Consider the following 17,161-nt stretch of genomic DNA (forward strand, 5'->3'; position numbering starts at 1 on the left):
ACCGTTTCCAGTAGTTATCCCCCTCCATCAGGCAGTTTCCCAGACATTACTCACCCGTCCGCCGCTCGTCACCCAGGAGCAAGCCCCCTGTGTTACCGCTCGACTTGCATGTGTTAGGCCTGCCGCCAGCGTTCAATCTGAGCCATGATCAAACTCTTCAATTTAAGTTTGATGCTCGTGAATTAAACTTCGTAATGAATTACGTATGTTCACTCAGAGACTTGGTATTCATTTTTCGTCCGAGGACGTTAAGAATCCATGTCACTTTGAGTGCCCACACAGATTGTCTGATAAATTGTTAAAGAGCAGTGCCGCTTCGTTTTCGCTGCGGCGCGGGGTGTGCATATTACGCTTTCCCGCTTCAGAGTCAAGCGTTTATTTTCGCTATTCTCTGCTGACCCGGCGGCGTGTGTGCCGTTATTCCGTGTCAGTGGAGGCGCATTATAGGGAGTAATTCCGAACCTGCAAGGATAAAGTGAAAATTATTTACTGACTGCTCACTTTCCAGGCAAACCTCACTCCAGACCTCAATTTTCGCCTGGTTTTTAAACAAAAACGAGCCGCAAGCGGCTCGTTTTTGCGTTTTGTGACTTACTGCACTGCCACAATACGATCGTCGTTGGCTTCCAGACGGATAATTTTACCAGGAACCAGTTCCCCGGAGAGGATCTGCTGCGCCAGCGGGTTTTCGATCTGCTGCTGGATAGCACGTTTCAATGGACGCGCACCGTACACCGGATCGTAACCATTCTTACTCAGCAGTTTCAGCGCATCGTCGGAGATGTGAATTTCATATCCACGCTCTTCCAGACGTTTGTACAGACGCTGCAGCTGGATCTGCGCAATCGACGCAATGTGTTTCTCACCCAGAGGATGGAATACCACCACTTCATCAATACGGTTGATGAACTCCGGACGGAAGTTATGGCTTACCACACCCAGCACCAGATCCTTAATGTGGCTGTAGTCCAGTTCACCGAAACGTTCCTGAATCAAATCGGAACCCAGGTTCGACGTCATAATGACAACCGTATTACGGAAGTCGACCGTTCTCCCCTGCCCGTCGGTCAGACGACCATCGTCCAGCACCTGAAGCAGGATGTTGAACACATCCGGATGCGCTTTTTCCACCTCATCCAGCAGGATGACGGAATAAGGACGACGACGCACCGCTTCTGTCAGGTACCCACCTTCTTCATAACCCACATATCCTGGAGGCGCCCCGACCAGACGCGAGACGGAGTGTTTCTCCATAAACTCTGACATGTCGATACGCACCATCGCATCGTCGCTGTCGAACATAAAGTTAGCCAGCGCTTTGCACAGCTCGGTTTTACCGACACCCGTCGGCCCCAGGAACAGGAATGAACCAATCGGACGGTTCGGATCGGACAGCCCTGCACGACTACGACGAATAGCATTCGAAACCGCTTCAACCGCTTCGTTCTGGCCAATCACACGATTGTGGAGATCGTTCTCCATGCGCAGCAGTTTTTCACGCTCGCCTTCCAGCATGCGCGCCACCGGAATACCGGTCCAGCGGGCAAGCACTTCCGCAATCTCGGCATCCGTCACTTTATTACGTAACAGACGCATCGTTTTTCCTTCTGACTGCGTCGCAATCTCAAGCTGTTTTTCCAGCTCAGGAATTTTGCCGTACTGCAGCTCTGACATTCGCGCCAGGTCGCCCACGCGTCGCGCCTGCTCAATGGCAATTTTTGCCTGTTCGAGTTCAGCTTTGATGGTCTGCGTACCAGAAAGGGAGGCTTTCTCGGCTTTCCACTCTTCTTCCAGCTCAGAATACTGGCGCTCTTTATCGTCCAGTTCTTCATTGAGCATATCGAGACGTTTCTTACTGGCTTCATCAGACTCTTTCTTCAGCGCCTGCTGTTCCAGCTTGAGCTGAATGATGCGTCGGTCGAGTCGGTCCAGCTCTTCCGGCTTCGAGTCAATCTGCATACGAATGCTCGACGCCGCTTCATCAATCAGGTCGATGGCTTTATCCGGCAGCTGACGGTCAGCAATATAACGATGCGAAAGCGTCGCCGCCGCAACGATGGCCGGGTCAGTGATCTGCACATGGTGGTGCAGTTCATAACGCTCTTTCAGACCACGCAGGATCGCGATGGTATCTTCAACGCTTGGCTCGGCAACAAATACTTTTTGGAAACGACGTTCCAGCGCAGCATCTTTCTCAATGTACTGACGGTACTCATCCAGCGTGGTGGCACCGACGCAGTGAAGTTCACCGCGCGCCAGTGCAGGTTTCAGCATGTTCCCGGCATCCATTGCGCCGTCTGCCTTACCGGCACCGACCATGGTGTGCAGCTCGTCGATAAACAGGATGACGTTACCTTCCTGTTTCGCCAGATCGTTCAGCACGCCTTTCAGACGCTCTTCAAACTCACCGCGGTATTTCGCACCGGCCACCAGCGCGCCCATGTCCAGCGCCAGTACGCGGCGGCCTTTCAGGCCTTCCGGCACTTCACCGTTCACAATACGCTGCGCCAGCCCTTCAACAATCGCGGTTTTACCGACACCCGGTTCACCTATCAGTACCGGGTTGTTCTTGGTACGACGTTGCAGTACCTGAATGGTACGGCGGATTTCTTCATCACGGCCGATCACCGGGTCAAGTTTGCCCTGTTCAGCACGCTCGGTCAGATCGACCGTAAATTTCTTCAAAGCCTGACGTTGGTCTTCGGCTCCCTGATCGTTCACGCTTTCACCTCCGCGCATGTTCTCAATCGCCTGAGTCACATTGGCGGTGGTCGCACCGGCGGATTTCAGCAGGTCGGTCAAGGTACCGCGTGATTCAAGCGCCGCCAGAACAAACAGCTCTGACGAAATAAAATTGTCCCCACGTTTTTGCGCCAGCTTGTCGCAAAGGTTCAGGACACGCACCAGATCCTGCGACGGCTGAACGTCGCCGCCGGTCCCTTCGACCTGCGGTAAACGGCTCAGCGCCTGATCGATAGCGGTGCGTAACTGGCCAGCATTAATGCCAGCGGACGTTAATAAAGGACGTACCGATCCCCCTTCCTGATTCAGCAAGGCGCTCATTAGATGAAGAGGTTCGATAAATTGGTTGTCGTGCCCCAGTGCGAGGGACTGGGCATCGGCGAGAGCAAGCTGGAATTTATTAGTAAGACGATCCAGACGCATAACTCCTCCCATAACAGGTCAAATTTGCTACTGGAGATTAAATGAGGTCATCCCTCAATTATTCAAGGTTAATGACCTGAATTATGTGAAAAGAAAACGGCACGTGCCGGATCGTCTTGATTCTTTAGGTTATATCAGCCAAATGAAACTTGCCATACGGCCCGTCGTCTTGTCGCGGCGATAAGAGAAAAAATCACCCTTTTCGGTGAAGGTGCAGCGATCGCCGCCGAAGATCTGCGTCACGCCGACGCGGTTCAGGCGCTGGCGGGCGAGCTGGTAAATATCGGCCAGATATTTATCCCCCGAAGGCAGGAAGGCGTCCACCGCTTGCGGATCTTTTTCCATAAAGGCTTCGCGAACTTCCGGCCCCACTTCAAAAGCGCGAGGGCCAATGGCCGGGCCAAGCCAGGCCATAATATTGGCGGGCTCATCCTTAAAGCAGGCGACGGTTTCTTCCAGCACGCCTTCACACAGTCCACGCCAGCCCGCGTGCGCTGCAGCCACCTCGGTGCCTGCACGGTTGCAGAACAGCACTGGCAGACAATCGGCGGTCATTACGGCACAAACGGTTCCCGGCGTATTGCTGTAAGAGGCATCAGCGCGTTTGGAAGCATAGGGCTCTCCCGTCAACTTCAGCACCGCCTTGCCATGAACCTGTTCCAGCCAGACCGGTTTCGACGGCAGGTTCCCCGCTGCAAACAGACGCCTGCGGTTCTCTTCCACGTGTTCCAGGTTATCGCCACAGTGTGCGCCGAGGTTCAACGACGCCCACGCGCCCTGACTCACACCGCCAGTGCGGGTTGAACTGCAGGCAGCCACGCCGGCAGGCAATGGCCACTCCGGGACAATCAGTTTGGTCATAACCAGTCCACTTGATCCTTATGTTCTTCGAAATCAGCACGCATGGCGTCAATAAGGTCCACCATATCCTGCGGGATAGGCGCATGCCACTCCATCTGAATACCGGTGATAGGGTGATAAAGACGCAGCATGGTCGCGTGCAGCGCCTGACGATCGAATTTACGCAATACGCTGATGAACTCATCCGATGCGCCTTTAGGCGGACGCGGACGACCACCGTAGACCTGATCCCCCACCAGCGGATGGGTAATGTGGGCCATATGCACGCGGATCTGGTGAGTACGTCCGGTCTCCAGACGCAGACGCAGGCGCGTATGAATACGGAAGTGCTCCATAATGCGGTAATGCGTCACCGCCGGTTTACCCATCGGATGCACCGACATATGGGTACGCTTGGTCGGGTGACGGCTAATGGGCTCTTCCACCGTCCCGCCAGAAGTCATATGTCCAATGGCTACCGCTTCATATTCACGGGTGATTTCGCGCAGCTGCAGCGACTCCACCAGACGGGTCTGAGCAGGAACGGTCTTCGCCACCACCATCAGACCGGTAGTGTCTTTATCCAGACGGTGCACGATGCCCGCGCGCGGAACATCCGCGATCGGCGGATAGTAATGGAGAAGTGCGTTAAGTACCGTACCGTCAGGGTTTCCCGCGCCCGGATGAACAACCAGGTCGCGCGGCTTGTTGATCACCAGAATGTCATCATCTTCATAGACGATGTCCAGTGGGATATCCTGCGGCTCGAAGCGGATTTCCTCTTCGATTTCAGCATTGATGGCGACAGCTTCCCCACCTAACACTTTCTCTTTTGGTTTGTCCCAGATCTTGCCGTTTACCATCACGCGCTGGTCAAGGATCCATTCTTTTATGCGTGAACGCGAATAATCAGGGAACAATTCGGCCAAAGCCTGATCTAAGCGTTGACCGAGCTGATTTTCGGAGACTGTTGCGGTGAGTTCTACTCGTTGTGCCATAAACTGCTTCTTCGTTTAACGTTGGGTTTTACGGCTTTGCCGTTTAATATAGTGTGCTATTGTAGCTGGTCTTAATCGGGAGCAGGAACAGAGTTTCTCCCGGACAAACATTTGAGGAAAGTCAAAACGTCATGACGCGCATGAAATATCTGGTGGCAGCGGCCACGTTGAGCCTGGCTTTGGTGGGCTGCTCCGGTTCAAATGAACAGGTCCCTGACAATCCGCCGAATGAAATCTATGCGACTGCACAACAAAAGTTGCAGGACGGTAACTGGAAACAGGCGATAACGCAACTGGAAGCGTTGGATAATCGCTATCCATTTGGTCCGTATTCGCAGCAGGTACAGTTAGATCTCATCTACGCATACTATAAAAATGCCGATCTACCGCTGGCTCAGGCAACCATCGATCGTTTCATGCGTCTGAACCCGACTCATCCTAACATCGACTATGTGATGTACATGCGCGGGCTCACCAACATGGCGCTGGATGACAGTGCGCTGCAGGGCTTCTTCGGCGTGGATCGTTCCGACCGTGACCCGCAGCATGCGCGTGACGCCTTCAATGACTTCTCTAAACTGGTGCGCGGCTATCCAAACAGCCAGTACGTGACCGACGCCACCAAGCGTCTGGTGTTCCTGAAAGATCGTCTGGCGAAATATGAATACTCCGTGGCGGACTACTATACCCGCCGTGGCGCATGGGTTGCCGTGGTTAACCGCGTAGAAGGTATGCTGCGTGATTACCCGGATACTCAGGCAACGCGCGACGGCCTGAAGCTGATGGAAAATGCTTACCGTCAGATGCAGATGACCGCTCAGGCTGAAAAAGTGGCGAAAATCATCGCCGCGAACAGCAGCAACACCTGATTTTGCCTCAATGCAAAACGGCAGCCCGAAGGCTGCCGTTTTTTTATTCGTTTCTGAGCGTCGCTGAAGCGCGTTAGCCTCAACACATCCAGTCAACTATGTCCTCAATTTTTGCCTTCTACAAGGTAAATCTCACCTCTTCCTGCCCTGCCTCACAAAAAAGATTCCCTGACAAAAACCGACAAAATAACGTGATCTAAATCACACATTTTGACATTAGGTCGGGTATGCTGGAATCACCAAGACGGAAAGACAAGAGGTAAAATTTATGACAATGAACATTACCAGTAAACAAATGGAAATTACTCCGGCAATTCGCCAGCACGTCGCAGACCGTCTCGCCAAACTGGATAAATGGCAAACACATTTGATTAATCCACATATCATCCTGTCCAAGGAGCCGCAGGGTTTCATCGCTGACGCAACTATCAATACTCCAAACGGCCATCTGGTCGCCAGCGCAAAACATGAGGATATGTACACCGCTATAAACGATTTGATCAACAAGCTGGAACGGCAGCTCAATAAAGTGCAACACAAAGGTGAAGCCCGTCGCGCCACAACGTCGGTGAAAGACGCCAGCTTCGCGGAAGAAGTTGAAGAAGAGTAATCCTTTAAATTGAGTGTACCGCCAACGCGCCTTCGGGCGCGTTTTTTGTTTTTTATTGACAGGGTGAAAACAGTACGGGTACTTTAACGATATCACTCACAGGATGACTTTATGAAACTTACGCCGTTCTTCTTCGCATTCTTTTTTACCTTCCCCTGAACGGGAGGCGTTTCGTCGTGTGATAAAGAATGCGAAGACGAACAACAAGGCCTCCCACACCGGGGGGCCTTTTTTATTGATAACGATAAGATGAGACAGGCAACACTATGACACCGGAAAACCCGTTACTGGATCTGCGCGTAAAAATCAGCGCGCTGGATGAGAAACTGCTGGCGCTGCTGGCCGAACGCCGCTCCCTCGCCGTTGAAGTGGGCAAAGCCAAGCTGGACTCCCATCGTCCGGTCCGTGATATCGACCGCGAGCGGGATCTGCTGGAACGTCTCATTCAGCTCGGCAAAGCGCATCATCTCGATGCCCACTACATTACCCGGCTGTTCCAGCTCATCATCGAAGACTCCGTTCTGACCCAGCAAGCGCTACTCCAGCAGCACCTCAATAAAACCAATCCGCACTCTGCGCGTATCGCTTTCCTCGGGCCAAAGGGCTCTTATTCTCACCTGGCCGCACGTCAGTATGCCGCTCGCCATTTCGAAGAATTTATTGAAAGCGGCTGCGCGAAGTTTGCCGACATTTTTAACCAGGTCGAGACCGGCCAGGCGGATTACGCCGTGGTGCCGATTGAAAACACCAGCTCCGGCGCCATCAACGACGTCTACGATTTGCTGCAGCACACCAGCCTGTCGCTGGTCGGCGAGCTGACGATCCCTATCGATCACTGCGTGCTGGTCTCCGGCTCAACGGACCTGAACACGATCGAAACGGTCTACAGCCACCCGCAGCCGTTCCAGCAGTGCAGCCAGTTCCTGAACCGCTATCCGAACTGGAAAATTGAGTACACCGAAAGCACCTCGGCGGCGATGGAAAAAGTCGCCCAGGCGAACTCCCCCAACGTTGCGGCGCTGGGCAGCGAAGCGGGCGGCGCGCTGTATGGTTTACAGGTGCTGGAACGCAACCTGGCGAACCAGACGCAAAATATTACCCGCTTCGTGGTGCTGGCCCGCAAGGCAATCAATGTGTCTGACCAGGTACCGGCCAAGACTACGCTGCTGATGGCCACCGGCCAACAGGCCGGTGCACTGGTTGAAGCCCTTCTGGTGCTGCGTAATCACAATCTGATCATGACCCGGCTGGAATCGCGCCCAATCCACGGTAACCCGTGGGAAGAGATGTTCTACCTTGATATCCAGGCCAACCTGGAGTCTGCTTCCATGCAGAAAGCCCTGCGCGAGCTGGGCGAAATCACCCGCTCTATGAAAGTGCTGGGCTGCTATCCGAGCGAAAACGTCGTCCCGGTCGATCCAATCTAACGTTCGATAAAACGGCTTTTCTTCATCCCTGCCACGCTCATCGGCAGGGTGAAGATGGCGCCGGAGAGCGGATATTTCGCCACCTCCTCCGCATCCATATTTTCCCGCGTGGTGGTAATAAAAAGCGTTTTCATATCATCGCCGCCAAAGCAGACCATCGTCGGGCAACGCACCGGCATGCGATACTCTTCCAGCTGCTCCCCTTGCGGTGAAAAACGCGCGATGCGCCAGCCGTCAAACATCGCGCTCCAGTAACAGCCTTCCACATCCATCGCCGCGCCGTCCGGTATCCCCTCGCCCTCTTTAAACTGACGAAACACCTCTCGCTTACCCGGTTCGCCCTGCTCATCAAGCGGGGTACGGTAGATCACACCGTTTGGCGTATCTGAGGTAAACATCCACTGCTTATCCGGGCTAAACGCCAGGCCGTTATGCCCGTGGATATCGCACTGGATCACCTTCGGCGTCAGGTCGTTGTCGATGCGCATCAGCAGGGCGCCGTTGTAATCTCCCGGCCCCCAGAACGTGCCCGCATAGAACCGGCCCAGATGGTCGGTGCCTCCATCGTTAAAACGCGCCAGCTGCGGGTTAGAGGGGTTATCACACACCTTGCGGCGCAGCAGGCCGTGTTTATCGGTCAGCCAGATACCCGTTCGCATCGCAACGATAAAACCACCCTGCTCACGCAGCGCGAAACACCCCACCTCCTCGTGGAAAGAGAGTACGGTGTGTTCCGCCGTCGGCAGATGGTAGCGGTGGATCTCGCCTTCCAGAATATCGGCCCAGTAGAGCGCCTGCTCTTCGGCGCTCCATGTCGGGCATTCAGGCAAATGCCCGGTGTAATTCAACAGCAGCTGCGGTTCAGCCATGACAGTTCCCCAAAATGAAAAAAGCCAGCATTGCTGGCTTTCAGTATATACATCATCGCATTACTGGCGACTGTCATTTGCCTGGCGCAACAACGTCCGGCTCTCATTCTGGAAACGCTGCGCATAATCGCCAAACCAGTGCTCGACCTTGCGGAAGCTATCGATAAACGCCTGCTTGTCTCCGTGCTCAAGCAGCGTAATGGCTTCTCCAAAGCGCTGATAGTAGCGCTTGATCAGAGCCAGGTTGTTTTCGGAAGACATAATGATGTCCGCGTACAGCTGCGGATCCTGCGCGAACAGACGTCCAACCATCGCCAGCTCCAGACGATAGATAGGTGAAGAGAGCGCCAGCAGCTGTTCAAGCTGCACGTTCTCTTCCGCCAGATGCAGGCCGTAGGCAAACGTCGCAAAGTGGCGCAGCGCCTGAATGAACGCCATGTTCTGGTCGTGCTCAACCGCGCTGATGCGGTGCAGTCGCGCGCCCCATACCTGAATTTGTTCCAGGAACCACTGATAGGCTTCCGGCTGACGACCGTCGCAGTAAACCACCACCTGCTTAGCCAGGCTGCCGCTGTCCGGACCAAACATCGGGTGCAGACCCAGCACCGGCCCGGTATGCGCAGCCAGCATTGCCTGCAGCGGACCATTTTTGACGGAGGCCAGATCCACCAGGATACAGTCTTTCGGTAAAGGAGGAAGCTTCCCGACGATCTGCTCCGTCACGTGGATCGGCACGCTGACGATAACCATCCCGGCATCTTTCATGAGCTCCGGCGCCTGCGCCCAGTCCTCTTTTTCCAGAATGCGCACCTGATAGCCAGAAAGCGTCAGCATTTTTTCAAACAGACGCCCCATCTGTCCTGCCCCGCCGACAATCACCACCGGCCGCAGGGTCGGGCAAAGGGTTTTGAACCCCTTGTCGTTTTCGCTGGAATAGGATTCCCGCATCACGCGACGCAGGACGTCTTCAATCAAGTCCGGCGAAACGCCCAGCGCCTGCGCCTCTTTGCGACGGGAGGCCAGCATTGAGGCTTCGCGCTCCGGGACGTAAATCGGCAGGCCGTATTTGCTTTTCACCTCACCGACTTCGGCAACCAGCGCCATGCGGCGCGCCAGCAGATCCAGCAGCGCCTTATCCACTTCATCAATTTGATCGCGCAGTGCGGTCAATTCAGCAACCATAACTACCCTCTTAAGCCAGACGCGTCGCCAGCTGGCCGCTTAAATCTTTATGGATCTCACGCAGCAGTGCATCGGTGGTTTCCCAGCTGATGCAGGCATCCGTCACGGAGACGCCGTGCTTCATGGCGCTGCGCGGTTGTTCAGATGATTGATTGCCTTCATGAATATTGCTCTCAATCATCAGACCGATAATCGAACGGTTGCCATCTTTGATCTGGGCGACCACGGATTCCGCAACCGCAGGCTGACGACGGTAATCTTTATTCGAATTACCATGACTGCAATCTACCATCAGTGCCGGGCGCAGTCCCGCCTGCTCCATCTCTTTTTCACACTGCGCCACGTCCGCCGGACTGTAGTTCGGGGCTTTCCCGCCGCGCAGGATCACGTGCCCGTCCGGGTTACCCTGCGTTTGCAGGAGGCAGACCTGGCCCGCCTGGTTGATACCGACGAAACGGTGCGGCATGGCGGCCGCGCGCATGGCGTTGATCGCCGTCGCCAGGCTGCCATCGGTACCGTTTTTAAAACCAACCGGCATCGACAGGCCAGACGCCATCTCGCGGTGGGTTTGCGATTCCGTGGTACGCGCGCCAATCGCGGACCAGCTGAACAGATCGCCAAGGTATTGCGGGCTGTTCGGATCCAGCGCTTCGGTTGCCAGCGGCAGCCCCATGCTGACCAGCTCCACCAGCAGGCGACGCGCAATCTTCAGGCCTGCTTCCACATCAAACGAGCCATCCATGTGCGGATCGTTAATCAACCCTTTCCAGCCAACGGTAGTACGTGGCTTCTCAAAATAGACGCGCATCACCAGGTAGAGGCTATCGCTGACCTCCTCCGCTAATGCTTTAAATCGACGAGCGTACTCAATGGCGGCTTCAGGATCGTGAATAGAGCAAGGACCACACACCACCAGCAGGCGCGGATCGCGGCCGGCGATGATGTCAGAAATGGTCTGGCGCGAGTGCTCAATCTGAGCCTCCTGCGCGACGCTCAGCGGAAATTCTGCTTTCAGCTGATCCGGAGTAATTAAAACCTGTTCGTCAGTGATATGTACGTTGTTCAGCGCGTCTTTTTGCATGATGGCGATCCTGTAAAGCTCGTTTGCGATAGTTGTTTTCCTCAATGAGGTGAAACCACGATACCATAAAAAGTAAACATTTCAATCCAAAATACGTACACATTACTTTACAGTAGCCAATTTATTGCAAAAATCAGCCGTCAAAAACGTAAAGTTTAAATTACAGGTATACTTTCTTAAGCCAGGCTATGCTGAAGTAAAAAGGAGAATGGCTATGCGTTCAATTGCTCTCACGCTGTTGTCGCTGTTTTTAACGGGCTGCCAGATCAATCCTTATACCTTCCAGCCCGACTGGACCAGTCCATCCTGGTTTGATGCCGGTAAAGAAGACGCCATGAATGGCCTGCCGGTTAAAGATAACCAGACCCTGGCCGATAGTTTTAACGACACCCACGTGGATCGTAGTGAATATCTTCGCGGCTATGCCGATGGTCAGAAGAGAGTCTGCGAAGAAGGGTTTATTCACGACTGGGGATTAGCGGGCAAATCTTTCCCTGCCAGTTGCGATACTGCTGAAAACGCGGCAAAACTGCGTGCGTCATGGCAAAAAGGGATGGATGAAAGTATGCGCTCCAGCAGACTCAATTAAGTCTGTTTTTAATCACCGGAAAATAAACAACAGTAGGATTTAGCTTAGGTTGACCTGAGGCTATTTCTGACATAATGACGGCTCTGATAAACAATGGTATTCTGCCCGCAACTCTTAAGGACATCTATTTCCAGAGCGATGTGGCGGATTCTGGTGAGAAATTTATTCTTGATCTCTTTTTTCCGACTCACTCTGGTGTTAATGCTGTTCATTATGGTGGGCCCAGCGACGGCAGGCACGCTCACGGAAACGGATAAATCGGTACGCTCGATAGTCTCAGGCATTGTGAGCTATACGCGATGGCCGTCACTATCCGGGCAGCCTAAACTCTGCATCTATGCCACTTCTCACTATACGCACGCGCTTAGCGGCGACGAAGGGCACAACGAGTTACCCTATACTCCCGCTATTGTACATAACGATCGGGAAGCCCTGGCCGCGACGTGCGATGCGATTTATTTCGGGTCTGAATCACCGGCAAAACAACTTGAATTAATAAGCCAATATCAGGGCAGAGCATTGCTATTAATCTCAGAGCAAAATCCGGAATGTGTAATTGGCAGTGCCTTTTGCCTGATGATCGATCGCGGCCAGGTCCGGTTCTCCGTCAACCTGGATGCATTGACGCGCAGTGGCGTAAGAGTCAATCCGGATGTATTAATGCTGGCACGGAATAAGCAGCATGGATAAAGATTTCACATCAACGCCACGTCCGACGTTTAAAAGAACGTTGAGGCGAAACAGCATGATAAGCGTCATTATCACGATGACGTTAATATGGCTGTTGCTCTGTTTTGCTTCCGTTGTGACGTTAAAACAATACGCGCAAAAGAACCTTGAATTAACCGGGGCCACGATGAGCCACAGCCTGGAAGCCTCGCTGGTTTTCAACGACTCGCTGGCGGCCAACGAAACGCTTGCCGCCCTGGGCAAACAGGGGCAGTTTGCCGCGGCGGAGGTGATTAATGCGCATAAAAAGCGGTTCGCCTACTGGTCCTGGAACCCGGAAGATAACAACGACACGCTGGGCGCGCTGGTCAGCCGCTGGCTTTTCCCCGTACCGGTTGCGCAGCCCATCATGCATAACGGCTTAACGATCGGCGAAATCCGCCTTACCGCGCGTGACAGTCTGATCAGCCATTTCATCTGGACGTCGTTTGCCGTACTGACCGGCTGCATTCTCTTTGCCGCCGTGGTCGCGCTCGTCATTACCCAGTCTTTGCATCGTGGAATGGTCACGGCCCTGCAGAACATTACCGACGTCGTTCATGACGTGCGCACGAACCGAAATTTCTCCCGCCGGGTGAAAGACGGCCGTATCGAAGAATTTCACCAATTTGGCGAAGACTTCAATAGTCTTCTGGATGAAATGGAAGAGTGGCAGCTGAAGCTTCAGGCGAAAAATGCCCAGCTGTTGCGGACCGCCATGCACGACCCGCTTACCGGTCTTGCCAACCGCGCGGCGTTTCGTAACAGCATTGCGGCATTAATGAATGACCCTTCAGCCAGAACAAACTCGGCCCTGCTCTTCCTCGACGGTGATAATTTTAAGTTTATTAACGACACCTGGGGACACGCGGCAGGAGACTGCGTGCTGATCGAAGTCGCCAGCAGGATGATGGAGTTTGGCGACAAACGTCATCAGTCCTACCGTCTTGGCGGTGACGAATTTGCCATGGTGCTGTACGGCGTGCACTCTGAGCTTGAGGTTCAACATATTTGTGCTGCGCTTTCGCAGCAGTTTATCCGTCCGTTTGATCTTCATAACGGACAAAAAGCATCGATGTCACTCAGCATTGGCTTTGCTCTGGCGTGGGAAAATACTTCCGTGGAAGCATTACTGGAGAGGGCTGACCGCAACATGTACCAGGTTAAAAACCAGCGTACGAAAACAATAAGTTAGAAAGGATACACTATGTTAAAACGTTACTTCGCGCCCTTAGTCCTGGCCTCACTGGTTCTGGCAGGCTGCCAGTCGCCGCCGGAAGGCAAATTCACTCCTGAGCAAATTGCGGCGATGAAGTCTTACGGTTTTAACGAACTGAACGGTGACTGGTCGCTTGGGATGTCGGACACCATCCTGTTTGATAAAAATGACGCCAGGCTGCGATCGGAGAGTGAAACGCAGATCCAGTCCATGGCCTCTCGCCTGGCGGAAACCGGCCTGACCCACGCGCGAATGGACGGTCACACGGATAACTACGGGGAAGAGAGCTACAACGAAGCGCTCTCGTTAAAACGCGCCAACGCCGTGGCCGATGCCTGGGCGAAGGGGGCAAATATCCCGCGCAGCAATCTCACCACGCGGGGATTAGGTCAAAAATATCCGGTTGCGAGCAACAGTACCTCACAAGGGCGCGCTGAAAACCGCCGCGTCGCAGTGGTAATCAGCACGCCATAAGGCTATTTAGCGGAGGATTCGGCGAGCGTCACCCTGGTTGCCGCTCGCCAGCGCAGCCAGTCCACCAGAACAAACAGCGCCAGACTCACGCCCATGACCGGCAATGCCAGTCCCAACAGTACGCTGATTAACACCGTAACGCCTCTTCCCCACACTGACAAGGCAAGCCAGCTCTGGCAAAGCGTCTGTACCGGACTCACTGCCGATTGCGCCGGACGACGCATCCACCACATTCGGTATCCCCAGATAATGAGCACGCACAGGGCAAGGCCGAACGCAACCAGCAGCAGCTGGTTCGCCAGGCCGAATAAGATCCCCATATGGAAATCCACGCCCCAGCGGGTCAGTTTTGCCATTAGCGGAAAATCCTCGAATCGGGTCCTGTCCAGTACCTGCATCGTATGAGGATCAACCGCCACGGCGTCCACCTGAGTTGGCCAGCTGCGATCGATTTCCGTCACGGTCCAGGCGCGATCCCTCGTTTTCGCCGGGCGGATCTCCAGCTTGCTGGCATCAATACCCGCGTTACGCGCCGCGCTTAACACGCCGTCAAACTGCGTCAAATTCATCGCCATTTCCGGCATCACCATTCCACCGTGATGACCGCGGTGTTCGGCATGTTCATCCATGACCTCATGTTGGCCGGATAGCGTCGTGTTCACCTGCGGGGTGAGCCAGTTCATCTCTGCACGCAGCTTATCCACGTTTCCGCCAGCCCACTGGGACCAGGTCAGGCCGGTTGCGGAGAACAGCAGCATTCCACCCAGCAGGCTCCAGCCCAGCGTCACGTGTACCCGACGCCGGTTCTGGAAGCGATTGTTGATCCGCCGTTTGGGCCGGGTATAACACCACAGGGCAATACCGCCCAGCGCGGCGACCCACATCCACGAGGCCGCAAGCTCGCTGTAAAGGCGCCCAATGTCGCCCAGCATCAGGGACGTATGCAGGTAATCAATGGTCTGACGCAGGGGTAAAATCCCGCTGGTGCCGTATACCGTCAGATCTCCCAGCACCGTCAGGCTTACCGGATCGATAAAGATAGCCCGGTTCTCCGATGGCCCAAGTTTCGGGTCAGCGAACATCACGCGGGTGGTTTCGCCCTCAACCAGCCCCGGACGAACGGCGTGCAAACGTAAATCTGATCCAACGGTTTTTTCCGCCACGGCGATTTGTTCCGCCAGAGGATGTGGCTCGCCCATAGAATCCGCGTGGAGCGCGTGCCGGTAGAGCGCGTTTTCCAGCTGTGGGGTCGCCACATACAACGTCCCGGTCAGCGCGGCGAAGAAGATAAACGGGCCGACAAACAGCCCAACGTAGAAATGAAGGCGACGCAGCAGGTTTCCCCATGCCGCGCGCGAGGTGCAGGTAGTCATACTTTTCCTTTTTAAGGCAAAAAGTTATCGATATTTTTTTATTGGGAAAAAGCAGACTGCCGCGGCGGCGCGCGGGTATCAGGGTAAAGCCAGGGGAAGAAGTGCCAGTGCTTGACCGCCTGACGCGGCGGCTTAACGCGAAGCCTCTGTAGCACCACGCTGAGCAGGACGATGAGCGCCAGCATCACGCCAGGGACATGCGCTAACAGCACGCAGTAGCCGCACGCTTCCGCATGGTCGACGGGCATCGTGTGCGGCATATCGCCGTGATGCTCGTCCATCAACATCATGCTCATGTCATGATGCATGCCCGGCATGGCGCTCATGGGATCTTTCTGCAATGAGACGGAGATAAGGGGTGCTACCACGATCAGCAGGATCGCGAACAGCGCGGTCAATGCCGCTGCGCGTTTCCGGTCAGGCTGATGCAGTACGTTATCCACTTCCCCTCCATACAAGAGGCAAGCATTGTAAATGATTTATGACAAAAGGGTTAACGCGAGAGGTGCGATGGGATAAAAAAAGGGCCAGCCTTTCGGCCAGCCCTTTCTAACAGGATGTCGCTTAAGCGAATCTTAGTTCAGACGCTCTTTAATACGAGCAGACTTACCAGTACGCTCACGCAGGTAGTACAGTTTAGCTTTACGTACAGCACCACGACGTTTAACAGCAATGCTGTCAACTACCGGAGAGTGAGTCTGGAAGACACGCTCAACGCCTTCGCCGTTGGAAATTTTACGAACAGTGAATGCAGAGTGCAGACCGCGGTTACGAATAGCGATAACCACGCCCTCGAATGCCTGCAGACGTTTTTTGGAACCTTCAACAACCCATACTTTCACTTCCACGGTGTCACCTGGACGGAAGGAAGGTACGTCCTGCTTCATCTGCTCTTGTTCAAGTTGCTTAATAATGTTGCTCATAATTTAATCTCTTATCCTGGGTAAACTGATATTCGGGAGCGTATTACGCATTCCCATCATGTTCATGCTGCTGTTGCGCGTGTTCAGTTTTGAACTCGGCCAGCAACTTTGCTTGCTCTTCAGTCAGAGCCAGGTTTTCCAGAAGTTCAGGTCTTCTAAGCCAGGTTCGGCCCAGCGACTGCTTCAAACGCCAGCGACGTATCTCGGCATGGTTTCCTGACAGTAACACTGCCGGGACTTCCATCCCTTCTAACACTTCAGGACGGGTATAGTGTGGACAGTCCAGCAACCCATCGGCAAAGGAATCTTCCGTTGCCGAAGCTTCATGGCCCAGTACTCCCGGAATGAACCGGGCGACAGAGTCAATCAGCGTCATTGCGGGTAACTCACCACCGCTGAGAACGTAATCGCCGATAGACCATTCTTCGTCAATCTCGGTTTGAATTACGCGCTCATCTATCCCTTCGTAGCGACCACAGACCAGAATCAGCTTTTGATTCGTCGCCAGTTCGCTCACGCCCGCTTGATCAAGCTTGCGTCCCTGAGGTGACAGATAAATCACCTTTGCGCCTTCACCTGCCGCGGCTTTTGCTGTGTGAATGGCGTCCCGTAAGGGTTGCACCATCATTAGCATCCCCGGTCCGCCGCCGTAAGGACGATCGTCCACGGTACGGTGCCGGTCATGAGTAAAGTCACGAGGACTCCAGCTCTGGATGCTCAGCAGGCCATTCTTTACTGCCCGGCCAGTTACCCCGTAATCGGTAATCGCGCGGAACATTTCAGGAAACAGGCTAATTATGCCAATCCACATAGCGCCGTCTTTTACCGTTTATC

Annotated in this window: 18 protein-coding genes, 1 rRNA gene and 1 other annotated feature; of the genes, 8 read left to right on the forward strand and 11 right to left on the reverse strand. The window is 54.2% G+C overall.

Features of this window, described 5'->3' with window-relative positions; genetic code table 11:
- The 4 genes from AA74_RS0110415 to rluD all read right to left on the reverse strand — a co-directional run.
- Positions 1–164 (reverse strand): 16S ribosomal RNA (locus AA74_RS0110415); the annotation flags it as partial.
- 427 nt (positions 165–591) lie between these two features.
- Positions 592–3,165: an ATP-dependent chaperone ClpB gene (gene clpB / locus AA74_RS0110420; RefSeq protein WP_025912341.1), complete on the reverse strand. Its 2,574-nt coding sequence runs from the start codon at positions 3,163–3,165 to the stop codon at positions 592–594.
- A gap of 129 nt (positions 3,166–3,294) precedes the next feature.
- The gene (yfiH, locus tag AA74_RS0110425) at positions 3,295–4,026 is read right to left on the reverse strand and encodes a purine nucleoside phosphorylase YfiH (protein ID WP_023344708.1); all 732 of its coding nucleotides are present in this window, start codon (positions 4,024–4,026) and stop codon (positions 3,295–3,297) included.
- On the reverse strand, positions 4,023–5,003 hold the full coding sequence (rluD, locus tag AA74_RS0110430; RefSeq protein ID WP_008502468.1) for a 23S rRNA pseudouridine(1911/1915/1917) synthase RluD: 981 nt from the start codon (positions 5,001–5,003) through the stop codon (positions 4,023–4,025). Before rluD ends, yfiH begins: the two co-directional genes overlap by 4 nt.
- 131 nt (positions 5,004–5,134) lie before the next feature.
- On the opposite strand from rluD, the gene bamD reads away from it, so the two are divergent.
- The 4 genes from bamD to pheA all read left to right on the forward strand — a co-directional run bounded on the left by bamD (position 5,135) and on the right by pheA (position 7,909).
- Entirely contained in the window at positions 5,135–5,872 is a 738-nt protein-coding gene (gene bamD, locus AA74_RS0110435) for an outer membrane protein assembly factor BamD (protein WP_008502469.1), read from the forward strand.
- 268 nt (positions 5,873–6,140) lie between these two features.
- Positions 6,141–6,482 (forward strand): ribosome-associated translation inhibitor RaiA, encoded by a 342-nt coding sequence (gene raiA / locus AA74_RS0110440; protein WP_008502470.1) that lies wholly within the window; start codon positions 6,141–6,143, stop codon positions 6,480–6,482.
- Between the two features lie 110 nt (positions 6,483–6,592).
- Positions 6,593–6,718, forward strand: a sequence feature (Phe leader region).
- Positions 6,594–6,641: a pheA operon leader peptide PheL gene (gene pheL / locus AA74_RS1000000123415; RefSeq protein ID WP_100249759.1), complete on the forward strand. Its 48-nt coding sequence runs from the start codon at positions 6,594–6,596 to the stop codon at positions 6,639–6,641. It overlaps the preceding feature by 48 nt.
- A 30-nt stretch (positions 6,719–6,748) precedes the next feature.
- On the forward strand, positions 6,749–7,909 hold the full coding sequence (gene pheA / locus AA74_RS0110445; RefSeq protein ID WP_008502471.1) for a bifunctional chorismate mutase/prephenate dehydratase: 1,161 nt from the start codon (positions 6,749–6,751) through the stop codon (positions 7,907–7,909).
- Here the strand turns inward: pheA and AA74_RS0110450 are convergent.
- Genes AA74_RS0110450 through aroF form a run of 3 tightly spaced genes read right to left on the reverse strand, consistent with a single transcriptional unit; the run spans position 7,906 to position 11,041 of the window.
- A complete protein-coding gene (locus AA74_RS0110450; protein ID WP_025912342.1) occupies positions 7,906–8,778 on the reverse strand; it encodes an SMP-30/gluconolactonase/LRE family protein in 873 nt (290 codons plus the stop codon). The genes pheA and AA74_RS0110450 overlap by 4 nt on opposite strands.
- Positions 8,779–8,838: 60 nt before the next feature.
- Positions 8,839–9,960: a bifunctional chorismate mutase/prephenate dehydrogenase gene (gene tyrA, locus AA74_RS0110455; RefSeq protein ID WP_008502473.1), complete on the reverse strand. Its 1,122-nt coding sequence runs from the start codon at positions 9,958–9,960 to the stop codon at positions 8,839–8,841.
- 10 nt (positions 9,961–9,970) lie between these two features.
- Positions 9,971–11,041, reverse strand: coding sequence for a 3-deoxy-7-phosphoheptulonate synthase AroF (gene aroF, locus AA74_RS0110460; RefSeq protein WP_023294341.1), 1,071 nt, complete (start codon positions 11,039–11,041; stop codon positions 9,971–9,973).
- 214 nt (positions 11,042–11,255) lie between these two features.
- Between aroF and AA74_RS0110465 the strand changes: the two genes are divergently transcribed.
- From AA74_RS0110465 to AA74_RS0110480, 4 genes are all read left to right on the forward strand, one after another.
- Positions 11,256–11,630 (forward strand): DUF2799 domain-containing protein, encoded by a 375-nt coding sequence (locus AA74_RS0110465; RefSeq protein ID WP_025912343.1) that lies wholly within the window; start codon positions 11,256–11,258, stop codon positions 11,628–11,630.
- Between the two features lie 138 nt (positions 11,631–11,768).
- Positions 11,769–12,320 (forward strand): YfiR family protein, encoded by a 552-nt coding sequence (locus tag AA74_RS0110470; RefSeq protein WP_021241999.1) that lies wholly within the window; start codon positions 11,769–11,771, stop codon positions 12,318–12,320.
- Positions 12,313–13,533, forward strand: coding sequence for a diguanylate cyclase DgcN (gene dgcN, locus AA74_RS0110475; RefSeq protein ID WP_021241998.1), 1,221 nt, complete (start codon positions 12,313–12,315; stop codon positions 13,531–13,533). Before AA74_RS0110470 ends, dgcN begins: the two co-directional genes overlap by 8 nt.
- Positions 13,534–13,545: 12 nt before the next feature.
- Positions 13,546–14,031, forward strand: a complete 486-nt coding sequence (locus tag AA74_RS0110480; RefSeq protein ID WP_008502478.1) for an OmpA family protein — start codon at positions 13,546–13,548, stop codon at positions 14,029–14,031.
- Between the two features lie 2 nt (positions 14,032–14,033).
- Here AA74_RS0110480 and AA74_RS0110485 read toward each other — a convergent pair whose 3' ends face one another.
- The 4 genes from AA74_RS0110485 to trmD form a co-directional block, all read right to left on the reverse strand.
- Entirely contained in the window at positions 14,034–15,404 is a 1,371-nt protein-coding gene (locus tag AA74_RS0110485; RefSeq protein WP_025912345.1) for a PepSY domain-containing protein, read from the reverse strand.
- Positions 15,405–15,442: 38 nt separating this feature from the next.
- On the reverse strand, positions 15,443–15,847 hold the full coding sequence (locus AA74_RS0110490; protein WP_025912346.1) for a DUF2946 domain-containing protein: 405 nt from the start codon (positions 15,845–15,847) through the stop codon (positions 15,443–15,445).
- 132 nt (positions 15,848–15,979) lie between these two features.
- A complete protein-coding gene (gene rplS / locus AA74_RS0110495; protein WP_002914145.1) occupies positions 15,980–16,327 on the reverse strand; it encodes a 50S ribosomal protein L19 in 348 nt (115 codons plus the stop codon).
- 43 nt (positions 16,328–16,370) lie between these two features.
- Entirely contained in the window at positions 16,371–17,138 is a 768-nt protein-coding gene (gene trmD, locus AA74_RS0110500) for a tRNA (guanosine(37)-N1)-methyltransferase TrmD (protein WP_008502493.1), read from the reverse strand.
- Positions 17,139–17,161 lie beyond the last annotated feature (23 nt).

Source organism: Enterobacter sp. 5-4 (genome assembly GCF_000612205.1).
GTDB lineage: Bacteria > Pseudomonadota > Gammaproteobacteria > Enterobacterales > Enterobacteriaceae > Enterobacter > Enterobacter roggenkampii.

What these genes read in the sequence shown, in the direction of transcription:
- clpB (WP_025912341.1), bottom strand. Translation starts at nt 3,165, where the DNA reads ATGCGTCTGGATCGTCTTACTAATAAATTCCAGCTTGCTCTCGCCGAT.
- yfiH (WP_023344708.1), bottom strand. Translation starts at nt 4,026, where the DNA reads ATGACCAAACTGATTGTCCCGGAGTGGCCATTGCCTGCCGGCGTGGCT.
- rluD (WP_008502468.1), bottom strand. Translation starts at nt 5,003, where the DNA reads ATGGCACAACGAGTAGAACTCACCGCAACAGTCTCCGAAAATCAGCTC.
- bamD (WP_008502469.1), top strand. Translation starts at nt 5,135, where the DNA reads ATGACGCGCATGAAATATCTGGTGGCAGCGGCCACGTTGAGCCTGGCT.
- raiA (WP_008502470.1), top strand. Translation starts at nt 6,141, where the DNA reads ATGACAATGAACATTACCAGTAAACAAATGGAAATTACTCCGGCAATT.
- pheA (WP_008502471.1), top strand. Translation starts at nt 6,749, where the DNA reads ATGACACCGGAAAACCCGTTACTGGATCTGCGCGTAAAAATCAGCGCG.
- AA74_RS0110450 (WP_025912342.1), bottom strand. Translation starts at nt 8,778, where the DNA reads ATGGCTGAACCGCAGCTGCTGTTGAATTACACCGGGCATTTGCCTGAA.
- tyrA (WP_008502473.1), bottom strand. Translation starts at nt 9,960, where the DNA reads ATGGTTGCTGAATTGACCGCACTGCGCGATCAAATTGATGAAGTGGAT.
- aroF (WP_023294341.1), bottom strand. Translation starts at nt 11,041, where the DNA reads ATGCAAAAAGACGCGCTGAACAACGTACATATCACTGACGAACAGGTT.
- AA74_RS0110465 (WP_025912343.1), top strand. Translation starts at nt 11,256, where the DNA reads ATGCGTTCAATTGCTCTCACGCTGTTGTCGCTGTTTTTAACGGGCTGC.
- AA74_RS0110470 (WP_021241999.1), top strand. Translation starts at nt 11,769, where the DNA reads ATGTGGCGGATTCTGGTGAGAAATTTATTCTTGATCTCTTTTTTCCGA.
- dgcN (WP_021241998.1), top strand. Translation starts at nt 12,313, where the DNA reads ATGGATAAAGATTTCACATCAACGCCACGTCCGACGTTTAAAAGAACG.
- AA74_RS0110480 (WP_008502478.1), top strand. Translation starts at nt 13,546, where the DNA reads ATGTTAAAACGTTACTTCGCGCCCTTAGTCCTGGCCTCACTGGTTCTG.
- AA74_RS0110485 (WP_025912345.1), bottom strand. Translation starts at nt 15,404, where the DNA reads ATGACTACCTGCACCTCGCGCGCGGCATGGGGAAACCTGCTGCGTCGC.
- rplS (WP_002914145.1), bottom strand. Translation starts at nt 16,327, where the DNA reads ATGAGCAACATTATTAAGCAACTTGAACAAGAGCAGATGAAGCAGGAC.
- trmD (WP_008502493.1), bottom strand. Translation starts at nt 17,138, where the DNA reads ATGTGGATTGGCATAATTAGCCTGTTTCCTGAAATGTTCCGCGCGATT.